Origin of the sequence: Herbidospora mongoliensis, from assembly GCF_001570545.1 — a bacterium.
Lineage (GTDB): Bacteria > Actinomycetota > Actinomycetes > Streptosporangiales > Streptosporangiaceae > Herbidospora > Herbidospora mongoliensis.
This window is the reverse complement of the sequence record NZ_BBXD01000014.1, coordinates 207,327-219,536: the sequence shown is the minus strand read 5'-3', so window position 1 is coordinate 219,536 and position 12,210 is coordinate 207,327. Positions and strand designations below refer to the sequence as shown.

The 12,210-nt window shown below is 70.5% G+C and carries 9 protein-coding genes; 2 read left to right on the top strand and 7 right to left on the bottom strand.

Annotated elements, in window-relative coordinates; translation table 11 throughout:
* Positions 1 to 62: 62 nt before the first annotated feature.
* Together AW272_RS20015 and AW272_RS20010 are read left to right on the top strand one after the other, a co-directional pair.
* A complete protein-coding gene (locus AW272_RS20015) occupies positions 63 to 1,877 on the top strand; it encodes a family 43 glycosylhydrolase (RefSeq protein ID WP_066367873.1) in 1,815 nt (604 codons plus the stop codon).
* Positions 1,878 to 1,911: 34 nt separating this feature from the next.
* Positions 1,912 to 3,564 (top strand): glycoside hydrolase family 27 protein, encoded by a 1,653-nt coding sequence (locus AW272_RS20010; RefSeq protein ID WP_066367329.1) that lies wholly within the window; start codon positions 1,912 to 1,914, stop codon positions 3,562 to 3,564.
* Positions 3,565 to 3,605: 41 nt separating this feature from the next.
* On the opposite strand, the gene AW272_RS20005 is transcribed toward AW272_RS20010, so the two are convergent.
* From AW272_RS20005 to AW272_RS19975, 7 genes are all read right to left on the bottom strand, one after another.
* Positions 3,606 to 4,376 carry a FadR/GntR family transcriptional regulator gene (locus AW272_RS20005; protein WP_066367325.1) on the bottom strand — a complete coding sequence of 257 codons (771 nt, stop codon included), beginning with the start codon at positions 4,374 to 4,376 and terminating at the stop codon, positions 3,606 to 3,608.
* A gap of 79 nt (positions 4,377 to 4,455) precedes the next feature.
* Positions 4,456 to 5,304: an amidohydrolase family protein gene (locus AW272_RS20000; RefSeq protein ID WP_066367323.1), complete on the bottom strand. Its 849-nt coding sequence runs from the start codon at positions 5,302 to 5,304 to the stop codon at positions 4,456 to 4,458.
* Positions 5,301 to 6,416 carry a nickel pincer cofactor biosynthesis protein LarC gene (larC, locus tag AW272_RS19995; RefSeq protein ID WP_066367320.1) on the bottom strand — a complete coding sequence of 372 codons (1,116 nt, stop codon included), beginning with the start codon at positions 6,414 to 6,416 and terminating at the stop codon, positions 5,301 to 5,303. Before larC ends, AW272_RS20000 begins: the two co-directional genes overlap by 4 nt.
* Positions 6,413 to 7,066: a nickel pincer cofactor biosynthesis protein LarB gene (larB, locus tag AW272_RS19990; RefSeq protein WP_066367318.1), complete on the bottom strand. Its 654-nt coding sequence runs from the start codon at positions 7,064 to 7,066 to the stop codon at positions 6,413 to 6,415. The genes larC and larB overlap by 4 nt, the downstream gene beginning before the upstream one ends.
* A gap of 2 nt (positions 7,067 to 7,068) precedes the next feature.
* Complete coding sequence (gene larA / locus AW272_RS19985; RefSeq protein WP_066367315.1) at positions 7,069 to 8,325, bottom strand: nickel-dependent lactate racemase; 1,257 nt, start codon at positions 8,323 to 8,325, stop codon at positions 7,069 to 7,071.
* A 24-nt stretch (positions 8,326 to 8,349) separates the two neighbouring features.
* A complete protein-coding gene (locus AW272_RS19980; RefSeq protein ID WP_066367313.1) occupies positions 8,350 to 9,198 on the bottom strand; it encodes a fumarylacetoacetate hydrolase family protein in 849 nt (282 codons plus the stop codon).
* Positions 9,199 to 9,280: 82 nt separating this feature from the next.
* Positions 9,281 to 12,208, bottom strand: coding sequence for a right-handed parallel beta-helix repeat-containing protein (locus AW272_RS19975; protein WP_157518660.1), 2,928 nt, complete (start codon positions 12,206 to 12,208; stop codon positions 9,281 to 9,283).
* Positions 12,209 to 12,210: the final 2 nt, after the last annotated feature.

The window sequence follows — 12,210 nt, the reverse complement described above, 5'->3', positions numbered from 1 at the left end:
GCATGACGCGGGCGGGCTCGGTGCACAACCGGGCCCGCCCGTGTCACGCGGAAAGGATCACGATGAGATCCGCGCAACGCCGCCTGGCCTGGATCATGAGCGTGCTCTGCCTCATGGTCCTGCTGCCCGCGGCGCCGGCCACGGCCGACAATCCGATCGTCCAGACGATCTACACCGCCGATCCCGCGCCGCTCGTCCACAACGGCCGCGTCTACCTGTACACCGGTCACGACGAGGACGGCTCCACGTACTTCACGATGCGCGACTGGCGCGTCTACTCCTCCGCCGACATGGCCAACTGGACCGACCACGGCTCACCCATGAGCCTGGCCACCTTCTCCTGGGCCGACGCCAACGCGTGGGCCGGGCACGTCGCCTACCGCAACAACAAGTTCTACTGGTACGTCCCGGTGCGCCAGCGCTCCACCGGCCGCATGGTCATCGGCGTGGGCGTCGCCGACAGCCCGACCGGGCCGTTCAGCGACGCGCTGGGCCGCCCGCTGGTCGACAACAACGAGATCGACCCCAACGTCATCATCGACGACGACGGCCAGGCCTACCTCTACTGGGGCAACCCCCGCCTCGCGTACGTGCGCCTGAACAGCGACATGATCTCCTACTCGGGCGGGATCAACTACGTCCAGCTCACCGCCTCGGGCTTCGGCGCGCGCAGCGGCAACGCCCAGCGGCCGACCCTCTACGAAGAGGGGCCCTGGGTCTACAAGCGGGGCGGCCTCTACTACAACGTGTTCGCCGCTGAGTGCTGCTCGGAGTTCATCGGTTATTCCACGGCTCCGAGTGCCACCGGGCCGTGGACGTATCGGGGAACGGTCATGCCCCGGCAGGGCGGCAGCTTCACCAACCACGCCGGGATCATCGACTTCTCGGGCGGGTCGTACTTCTTCCACCACAACGGCGCCCTGCCGGGCGGCGGCGGTTACACCAGGTCGGTGGCGGTGGAGAAGTTCACCTACAACTCCGACGGCACCATTCCGACGATCAACATGACCACCGCCGGACCTCCTCAGGTGGGGACGCTGAACCCGTACACCCGCCAGGAGGCCGAGACCATCGCCTGGTCGCAGGGAGTGGAGACCGAAGCCTCCACCGAGGGCGGGATGAACGTCGGGTTCATCGAGAACGGCGACTACGTCAAGGTCAAGGGCGCCGCCTTCGGCAACGGGGCCACGTCGTTCAGCGCCCGGGTGGCCTCGGGCACCAGCGGCGGCCGGATCGAGGTGCGGCTCGGCAGCGCCACCGGAACCCTCGTGGGCACCTGCACCGTGGGCGGCACCGGCGGCTGGCAGACCTGGACCACGGTGACCTGCCCGATCTCCGGCGCGACCGGCACCCGTGACCTGTTCCTGCGCTTCGCCGGCAACAGCGGCTACCTGTTCAACCTCAACTGGTGGCAGTTCACCGGCGGTGGCGGCAGCGGCGGGAACCTGCTGACCAACTCCGCGATGGAGGACGGCACCACCGGCTGGACCTCCTCCGGCGGCACCCTCTCCTCGGTGACCAACGTGGTCCACGGAGGCAGCAGGGCGCTGCTGAACTCGGGTCGTACCTCCTCCTGGCAGGGCCCGCACCAGAACGTGACCACGCAGCTCACCAACGGCAGAAGCTACGCCACCAGCGTCTGGGTCCGCTCGCAGAGCGGGACCCCCAGCGCCAAGGCCACGCTGACCCTCACCGCGAACGGGACCACGAGCTACCTCCAGCTCACCCCCGCGCAGACGGTCAACGCCAACGGCTGGACCCAGCTCACCGGGACCGCGACCGTCTCCTGGACCGGGACGCTGACCAACGCCTCCCTGTACGTCGAGACCGCCGCCGGCACCGACGGCCTGTACATCGACGACGCCTCATTCCAGTGACGGCGGCGCCGCCTTCATCCGTAGAGGAGCTCCCATGAGAAAGAAACGAACGCGGGCGATTCTGGCGCTGACCACGCTCGCCGTGGCGCTCGTCCCCGCCGTCCAGGCCCACGCGCTGAACAACGGCGTCGGCCGCACCCCGCCCATGGGGTGGAACACCTGGAACACCTTCGGCTGCAACATCAACGAGACGCTGATCAAGCAGACCACCGACGCTATGGTCAGCAACGGCATGCGCGACCTGGGCTACCAGTACGTCGTGGTCGACGACTGCTGGATGGACCCCAACCGCGACTCCTCCGGGAACCTCCAGGCCAACCTGTCGCGCTTCCCCAGCGGCATGAAGGCGCTGGGCGACTACATCCACTCCCGGGGCATGAAGTTCGGCATCTACCAGGCGCCGCTCGACCGGACCTGCGCCCAGTACTTCGGCTCCTATCCGGGCGCGACCGGCAGCCTCAACCACGAGGCCCAGGACGCCCGGCAGTTCGCCGCCTGGGGCGTCGACTACCTCAAGTACGACTGGTGCTCCCCCACCGGCAGCATCGACGACCAGATCAGGACCTTCGCCAAGATGCGGGACGCGCTGGCCGCCACCGGCCGGCCGATCCTGTACAGCATCAACTCCAACAGCATCCACGACAAGACGGGACCGCGCCGCAACTGGGGCGACATCGCCAACATCTGGCGCACGACCGAGGACATCACCAACACCTGGAACTCGGGCCAGACCAACGGCTACCCGATGGGCATCCAGAACATCGTCAACGTCACCGCGCCGCTGTCGGGCTACGCCGCTCCGGGGCAGTTCAACGACCCCGACATGATGGTGGTCGGCCGGGGCGGCATGAACGACACCGAGATGCGCAGCCACTTCGCCCTCTGGGCGATCATGGCTTCACCGCTGATCGCGGGCAACGACGTCCGGAACATGGACTCCGCCACCTCGACGATCATGAAGAACCAGAACCTGATCGCCATCAACCAGGACTCGCTCGGCCTCCAGGCCAACCAGATCGTCAGCGACGGCACCCGCCGCATCCTGGCCAAACGCCTGAGCAACGGCGACGTCGCGGTGGCCCTGTTCAACCAGAGCGGCAGCACCATCACGATCAGCACCACCGCCGCCGCCATCGGCCAGTCGGGCAGCTCCTTCACCCTGCGGGAGGCCTGGACCAACGCCGTCACCACCAGCACCGGCGCCATCTCGGCGAGCGTCCCGGCCCACGGCACCGTCGTCTTCCGGGTCAGCGGGGGAACTCCCAACCCCAGTCCCACCCCCACACCCACGCCCACCGCGTCCTCGGGCCCGATCCGCGGCGTAGGATCCAACCGGTGCGTCGACGTGACCGGCGCCTCGCAGACCAACGGCACCGCGGTGGTCCTCTGGGACTGCAACGGCCAGAGCAACCAGCAGTGGACCGCCACGACCGCCGGTGAGCTGCGGGTGTACGGCGGCAAGTGCCTCGACGTCAACAACAACGGCACCGCCGACGGCACCGGCGTCCTCATCTGGGACTGCAACGGCCAGAACAACCAGAAGTGGCGCTTCAACTCCGACGGCAGCATCACCGCCCTCGGCGCGAACAAGTGCCTGGACGTGGCCGGCAACTCCACCGCCAACAACGCCCGGGTCCAGATCTGGTCGTGCACCGGCGCCGCCAACCAGCGCTGGACGAGAGGGTGACCGAGAGCCTGATCTGAGCTGAGGGCAGGCGAGGCCGCGTGTCACCGCTGGAGACGCGCGGCCTCGCTCGGGCTGCTGCGGCGGACGAGCCACGCCTCGGTGATGTGGGTGAACATCGCCTCGGACGCGCCACGGGGATCGCGGGCGGCGATGCGTTCGTAGACGCGGCGGTGGCCGAGGTTGGACGCCACGCACAGCGCTCGTTCCGTGCGGCCCATGTAGCGGGCGGTGTTGATCACCTGGCTCTCCAGGGAGCGCACGACCGCACGCGCGATCCGGTTCCCGGACGACTGCATGATCGTGTCGTGGAAGGCGCGATCGAAGTCGGCGTAGGCGACGGGGTCGCCGACGAGTTCGTCCATCCGGTCGACCAGCGCGTGGAGCCTGTCGATCGTCTCGGCGCCGGCGACCCGGGCCGCCACGTGGGCCATGTCGGACTCCAGCAGCCGCCGGGTGACGACCAGGTCGTCGAGCACCCCGATGCCGTCGTCCTGCGCGATCGTCGCCCCGAGGACGAGTTCGTCGAGCATGTTCCATTCGGTGGGCGCGGTGACGATCGTGCCGCTGCCCTGGCGGACCTGCACCAGACCCTTCTCCTGCAGGACCTTCACCGCTTCGCGGACCACGGTCCGGCTGACGGAGAACGTCTCGCACAGCGCCGGTTCCGGGGGCAGCGGGGTGCCGGGCGGGTGGACTCCGCGCACGATACGCTCGACCAGTTCGCCCGTCAGCGCCCTGGCCAGGTTGGCCGGCCGTTTCGTCCACGCCGGGGACTGACTGGCGCTCAGAAGCGCCTCTTGAGATGCCGACATGTCCCCTCCAGATGACCACAGCAGGCGCGGGGGTCTGCGGCCAGTGTAAACGAACGACATACATCAGACGTCATATGAGTCACGTGATCCGATACACCCGCGTGGCCGTACCCGAGAAGATCTCCGCCTGTTCCGCCGCCGGCAGCCCGGCTCCCTTGAGCAGCGTCTTCACCGTCTCCGTCCACACGGGCAGCGTGCCGGCCAGGAGACAGACGGGCCAGTCGGAGCCGAACATCAGCCGCCGAGGTCCGAACGCCTCGAGCGCGACGTCGACGTAGGGCCCCAGGACGGCCGCGTCCCAGGTGTTCCAGTCGGCTTCGGTGATGATGCCGGAAAGCTTGGCGGTGACGTTCGGCTCGGCGGCCAGCCGGGTCAGCAGGGCGGCCCACAGTTGCGACCGTCCCGCTGAGATCGGCGGTTTGCCCAGGTGGTCGAGCACGAAGTTCACCCCGGGCAGGGCACGCACCGTCTCGATCGCGGCGGAGAGCTGATGGGGTGCCACGAGCAGGTCGTAGGTGAGTCCGGCCGCCCCCACGTGGCGCAGGCCGCGGCGCACGTCCTTCCTGCGGAGCCAGTCCGGGTCGGGTTCGGCCTGCACCAGGTGACGGATGCTCCGCAGGAACTCACCGCCCGGCGACGCCCTGAGCGCGTCGAGTTCCCCGGGGAGATCGGGCCGGGTCAGGTCGGCCCATCCCACGACGGCCCCGATGGTGTCCGACCGGGCGGCCAGCGCCAGGAACTCACGCGTCTCCTGGGCGTCGGCCAGGACCTGCACCAGGACCGACCGGTCGATCCCCGCCTCCGCCGAGGTCGCGGCGTAGTCGGAAGGTGAGAAGTCCCGGAAGATGGGCCGCAGGTGCGGGGTCTCCAGCCAGTCCTGCGGACGGGCGCTCAGGTCCCAGAGATGGTGGTGGGCGTCGATGATCACAGGGCTTCGAGTGCCTCTCTGGTCAGAAGGAGCAGGGGCTTGCCGGTCGAGGCCGCCAGGCGGGCCAGATCGTCGTATTCGGGTTTGACGCCCCACGGCCCCTGCTTCATGCGCACGCTCTGGCCGTACAGCTCCACCGTCCGGACGCTCCGCGGGAGCATGACCTTCTCCACCTGACTGCGACGCAGCCCGAGCGTGCCGGTCTCGGCGAACAGGAGGTTCTCCAGGCGGTCGGCCATCTCGATGGGCGCGAGCACGTGCAGGATGTGGGCCGGGCGGCCCTTTTTCATGATCGCGGGCGTGATCCACGCGTCGGCGGCGCCGGCCTGCAGCGCCCGCTGGAGGACGTGCCCGAGCAACTCCCCCGTCACGTCGTCCAGGTTCGTCGACAGGATGACCTGGTGATCCGGCGAGGTCACGGGACGGCCCAGCACGGCGACCGTGACGTTGGGCCGGTCCGCGAGCTGGCGGCTTCCCGCCCCGTACCCGACCGCGCGCACCTCCATGGGCGGCGCCGCGCCGTAGAGGGTTTCGGCGGCGCGCAGGATCGCGGCCCCGGTGGGGGTGACCGACTCCTGCTCCCCGCCGCCCCGCACCTGCGCCCCCTTGAGCAGGGCGAGCGTGGCGGGGGCGGGCACCGGCAGCACTCCGTGACGGGTCTCGACGCTGCCGCCGCCCAGTGGCAGGGGCGCGCAGTACACCTGAGTCACGTCCAGGTCGGCCAGCGCCGCGGCGCACCCGACGATGTCGATCAGCGTGTCGTGCCCGCCGAGTTCGTGCAGGTGCACGTCGGCGGCGGGCACCCCGTGCAGCGCGCCCTCCACCTCCGCGATGGCCTTCAGCGCCCGCACGGCGACGGTCAGATCGGTGCGGGCCGCCATCTCGATCAGCGTCGCGGCCGGGCGCTCGGTCGCGTCGTCGTCGACGTCGATCCGGACGCGCACCGCCATGAGGGCGCCGGTGCGGACGTCCTCGGTCTCGATGTGCCACCCGGTCAGGCCGGTCCGGGCGACGGCCCGTCGCACGGCCTCCGTCGAGGCCCCGGCGGACAGCAGCGCGCCGAGCAGCATGTCGCCGGCCAGGCCGGTGAAGGGATTGAGATAGAGGATCAACGTTGCCTCCGGGTGAGACGGTAGGCGGCGAGCGCGGCGCCGAACCCCGAGTCGATGTTGACCACGGTGATCCCCGCCGCGCAGGAGGTCAGCATCGCCAGCAGCGCCGTCACGCCCTCCAGGGCCGCGCCGTAGCCGGTGGACGTGGGGACCGCGATCACCGGGGTCTCCACCAGCCCGCCGACGACGCTGGCCAGCGCGCCCTCCATGCCGGCGACGACGATCACGCTGTCGGCCGCGCGGAGGGTCTCCGTCTCGGCCAGCACCCGGTGGATGCCCGCCACCCCGACATCCCTGATCACGGTCGTCGTCAGGCCGAGCGCCGTCGCGACGGCGGCGGCCTCGGCGGCCACCGGGCCGTCGGCGGTTCCGGCCGTCACCACGGCCACCGTGTGCCCGAGCGGCCGGGCCCGGCGCCACGTCATCAGCCGGGCGTCGGCGTCGTAGCCTCCGCCCGGGACGAGGGCGAGCACGCCCGCGGCGGTGCCCGGCCCGGTCCGGGTCACCAGGACGGGACCGTCGTTGCGATCGAGCAGGACGCGCACGATCCCCGCGATCTCCCGCATCTTCTTGCCCGGCCCGTAGACGATCTCCGGCAGGCCCTGACGTGCCTGTCTGCCGACGTCCACCTGCGCGTATCCGAGGTCCACGGCTACTCCCCCGCCAGGTACGGGATCGTCATGGGGCCCTCCGGCAGCACGCACACGCGGCCGGGAAGGCCGCGGACGGTGGCCCCGATGTCGTGGGTCTGTTCCAGATGGGCGGCGGCCAGGTCCGCGTCGCTCAGATAGGAGGTGTGGACGATGACGCGCGCGTGCCGCTGGATGCGGGCCTGGATCTGCACCTGCCACTGGTCGGGGATCGTCCGCTCACGGCCGGTGATCTCCTCGAACAGGGCGTCGGGCGAGGCGGCGGAGGTCAGCGTCTCCCGATAGGGGCCGTGGTCGGGAAACCCGTCCCGGCACTCGGCCGCGCAGATGATGACCCCTCCCGGCCGCACGATCCCGGCGGCGGCGCTCATCCCCTTCACCGCCTGGTAGAGGTTCTGGTCGAGCGGGAACCCGGCGTTGGTCGTCACGACCACGTCGAAAGGCGCGGGCACCGGTCTCATCGCGGCCGTGCGGGCGGCGGCCGTGGCGGCGGCGTGCATCGGGAGGAGGTCGCCGCCGAAGGCGTTGACGATCTTCTGCTCCCGGTTGAGCACGACGTCGAGGGCGAAGGTGACGCCGGTCCCCTCGGCGATGGCCCGCACGTCGTCGTGGACCGGATTGCCCTCGATGATCCCCCAGGCGGCCCGGGGGTCGCCGATGCGGGCGGCGTCGTGGAGGGTGAGCACGGTCTCCAGCGCGGCGAGCCCCGGTGCGACGAGTTTCGGCCCGCCGGAGAACCCGGCGAAGAAGTGCGGCTCGACGAAACCCGTGGTGATGCGCACGTCCGCGTCGACCCACTCGCGGTTGAGCCAGACGGGCACGTCCTTGCCGAAGCGGCCCATCCAGCGCAGCGAGCTCTCGTCCCTGGCGTCGTGGTTGACGATCCGAACGGCGTCCACCAGTTCGTCGCCGAACATGGCGCGCAGTTCGGGCTCGCTGTTGCCCCGGTGGGTGCCGGTGGCGACCAGGATGACGACGTCGTCCAGATCAATCAGCCCGTCGAGCTCGGCCAGGATCGCCGGGATCATCAGGTGCCGGGGCTGCGGCCGGGTGCCGTCGCACGCGGAGATCGCCACCGTCTGCCCCCGCCGCACGCGCGCCCGCAGCGGCGGTCCGGCGACGGGCTCGCGCAGCGCGCGCAGCAGCTCGGCCGTCTCGTCCGCCGCCGCCGGCTTGGTCACCGGCGTGACCACGGTGGTGCGGTCGTCCGGAAAGTCCACCGCGAGCCCGTCGACGCCATAGGCGAGGTCAACACGCATCCGGCGCCTCCCGGGGGTCGCCGCTCACGCCTGTCCCAGCCGCTGGCGCTGGCGGCCCAGGCCGTCGATCTCCACCTCGACCACGTCGCCGGCCCGGAGGTAGGCATCCGGCCCCCTGCCCATGGCCACCCCGGCCGGAGTGCCGGTGTTCACCACGTCGCCCGGTTCCAGGACCATGAACTGGCTGAGGTACCAGACGACGTGATGGACGCCGAAGATCTGGTTCTTCGTGTCGCCGTTCTGGCGTAGGTCGCCGTTGACCCACAGGCGCATACCGAGCGCCTGCGGATCGCCGACCTCGTCGGGCGTGACGAGCCACGGCCCGAGCGGGTTGAACGTCTCGCACGACTTGCCCTTGTCCCACTGACCGCCGCGCTCCAGCTGGAATTCCCGCTCGGAGACGTCGTTGGCGATCGCGTACCCCGCGATCACCCCCACCGCCTCCTGCGGCGAGGCGAGGTAGCGGGCCGTGGCCCCGATGACCACCGCCAGTTCCACCTCGTAGTCGGTCTTCACGCTGCCGCGCGGCACCAGCACCTCGTCGTCGGGGCCGACGACCGTGCCGGACGCCTTGAGGAAGACCACCGGTTCGGCCGGGATCGCCGCTCCGGTCTCCGCCGCGTGGTCGGAGTAGTTCAGCCCGATGCACACGACCTTCCCCGGCCTGGCCACCGGTGCGCCGACCCGTTCGTACGGGCCTGCCTCCGGCAGGCCGCCTGCGGCGAGAGCCGCGCGCACCCGCTCGACGCCTCCTCCGGCGAGGAAGGCCCCGTCGATGTCCGCCGTCAGCGACGACAGATCGAGCAAGCGCCCTGCGGGGTCGACGGCACAGGGCCTCTCATGGCCCGGCTGACCCACCCGGCACAACTTCACGTCCCGCCTTCTTTCGCTTGATGATCCGTGGGCGTCCCCGGTGCCGGCGCCCTTCCGGACGCCGGCACCGGGGCGGTCCGGTCTAGCTCACAGTGAAGTCACTGAAGGCGAACTGGCCCGTCACACCCGCCGCGTGGGAGGTGGCGATGAGCCCCGCGTCCTGCCGCTCGGCGATGCCGGGCAGGGTCGCGGTCGGGCCGACCTTGGTCCACGTGGTGCCGTTCTTGGAGTAGTAACCGCTGACCTGGTTGCCGGACCGGACGAGCCGGACCCAGACAGGGGCGGTGACGCCCGTGGCGCCGCTGAACGAGTCGAGGTAACCGTTGCCGTTGGCGTCCCACTGGAAGGCGACGCCGTTGCCCGGGGTGGCGACCATGGCCGCGTAGCCGGGCGAGGCGCCCGTGCCGGTGGCGTCGTTGCGCACGAAGACGCCGGCCTTGGCCCAGGCGTTGGTGTTGTCCATGCGGGTGACCTGGGCGGTGACGGTGGACGTGGCACCGGCCGCGTCGTCGCGGTAGGCGGCGCCGAACTCGTCGAACGAACCGCCGGCGTCCTGCCAGATGTCGGTGCCCGAGGTCAGGATGACGACCTGCGAACCGGCCTCGGCGAACTGGCTGGGCACCGAGCCGTGGCTCTTCATCGACGTGAGCGGGTTCAGCGCCGTCAGCGTCAGCGACCGGTTGACCGTGAGGTCGGCCTGGTCGGCCCGCCCGGTGAGCACGGCCTTGATCTCGGCGCGGCTGACCGGGGTCGAGACCGACGGCGGCGCGGTGACCTTCCACGTCTCGCTGTCGGACTCGCCGGAGTCGAGGCCGTACGGCACCGGCTTGCCGACCCGCACGGCCTGCCAGCCGTCGGGGACGGTGACGGCGACGGCCAGCTCCGAGGCCCGGCGCTCGCTGAAGTTCTTGACGGTGACCGTGACGGTCGTCGACTCGCCGCCCTGGAGCACGGACGGATCAGCGGACAGGACGGCGCCCACGGCGGGGCGGCCCGGGTCGGGCGCGCCACGGTGGTCGCCCCGGGGACCGGCCTGGTAGACGACCCGGCTGGCCTCAAGGGGCAGGGTGGTCTCGGTGACGATGAGGTTCCCCCGGGTGACGTTGCCCCGGCTGCCGTTGGAGATGCCGGTGATGCCGGAGTTGGTGGCGAAGTTGTCGATCAGCGTGAGGTTGCCCGTGGGGTTGCCGTTCTGGTTGTTGGCGTGCGCCCACTGGCCTGCGGTCCTGACCAGCACGTTGCGGCTGGCGCTCAGGTAGCGGGAGCCCTCGTCGAAGTAGAGGCCGAGCTGGCCGCTGTTCTCGCAGTAGTTCTCGTCGATGACGCTGCGCGGCATGGCCGAGAGGGTGTAGATGCAGCTCGCGTCGAAGAGGGTCTGCACGACGTTGCGCACGTGGTTGCCGACGATGCGCACGTCACTCAGGGTCGTCGGCGTGGTGAAGATGGGCTGGAAGTCGTACAGGCCCCGGCCGACGTACTCCTGGTTGCCGCCCGGGTCGTTGGCGCCCCAGCCGTAGCCGAGCCCGATGCCGGTGTAGGGCAGGTCGGCCACGTAGTTGTGCTCGACGGTCAGGCGGGTGATGTAACTGGCGAAGATGCCGGCGTTGTCGAGGTATTCGAGCGCGGTCGCGTGGACGCGGTTGTCGCGGAGCACGATGTCGCTGTTGACCATGCGCGGGTCGGCGGGGTGGTGCGCGTCGGGGCGCACGCCGCCGACCATGATCCCGCCGCCGGCGTTCGCGGTGAAGGTGCTCCCCGAGACCGTCACCCGGTGCGCGCCGAGCCCGACGCCGCTGGCGTGGGCGTTGGCGTCGTTGCCGATGCCGAGCGCGATGGAGCCGAGGTTGACGAAGGTGCTGTCGGTGAAGGAGATGTCCTCGGCCGCCGACACCTGGACCGCCGAGGGCGACTGGGCCCAGCCGTTGCGAGAACCCTCGAAGCCCCGGCAGCCGAACTCGCACGAGTCGAAGGCGTCGGCGGGGCGGTGCTCCTGGACGCCGCTGATGAACACGCCGGTCTGCTGGTTGGCGTACCCGTCGGAGGTGCTGGGGTTGAGCCAGGAGGTGCCGGTGAACGTCAGGTTCTCGAAGCGCAGGTTGCGGGCGGGGGCGTCGTAGGTGCCGCCGATCTGGAGCAGCGACTCCAGTTTCGGCAGCTCGACCCGGGCCTGCGCCATGTCCTGGCCCGCGAGCGGCTTGTAGTAGAGCACGCCGGCCGTGGTGTCGAGGTACCACTCACCTGCCTCGTTGAGGAAGCTCTTGGAGTTCTGCAGGAAGAACGTCGCGGGGCGCAGCGGCGACTGGATGGTGTCGTAGCCGTAGGTGTTGTTGTTCCACGCCGGCTGCTGCATCACGACGGTGTTCCCCGTGATGCTCTCCACCGGGGCGAACCGGTTGGTGAACGACAGCATCGCCTGGAGCTCGATGCGCTTCTGGTCGGGCAGGCCGGCGAGGTAGGCCAGGGCCGGGTTGTTGATGGTGAAGCCGTTCGCGTTCAGCGTGATGTCGCTGCGCTGCAGTCTGACCTTGGCGCGCGGGGCGAGTTTCCCGTCCACATAGAGCTGGCGGGTGTCGAACCCGGTGCCCACCGCGGCCTTGTAGACGCCGGGCGCCGACTCGTCGGGCTCCCAGCCGGTGACGGGGGTGGCGCCGCTGATCACGGGGGTGGCGCCGCGTGCCGCCGTCCAGGTCACCGTGGTGCCCTCACGGCCGGAGTCGGCGGCGTCCAGGCGCAGCGGCGCGGTCAGCCGGTGGACGCCGTCGAGGAGTTCGACCGTCACGTTGACGCCGCCCTTGGCTATCGCGGCGCGGACGCGGCGTTGTGCCTCCGCCAGGGTGGCCAGCGGCTCGTCCCTGCGGCCCGAACCGTTGTCGTCGGCGTTGCCGGCGCCGGTGGGCGCGACCACGATCGTCTGACTGACGGGGGCGGCGTGGGCCGGGGCGGTGAAGGCCCCGGTGAGCAGTAAGGCGGCGACGATCATGGAGACTCGGGGCATGGGGGAGGGAGGCACGG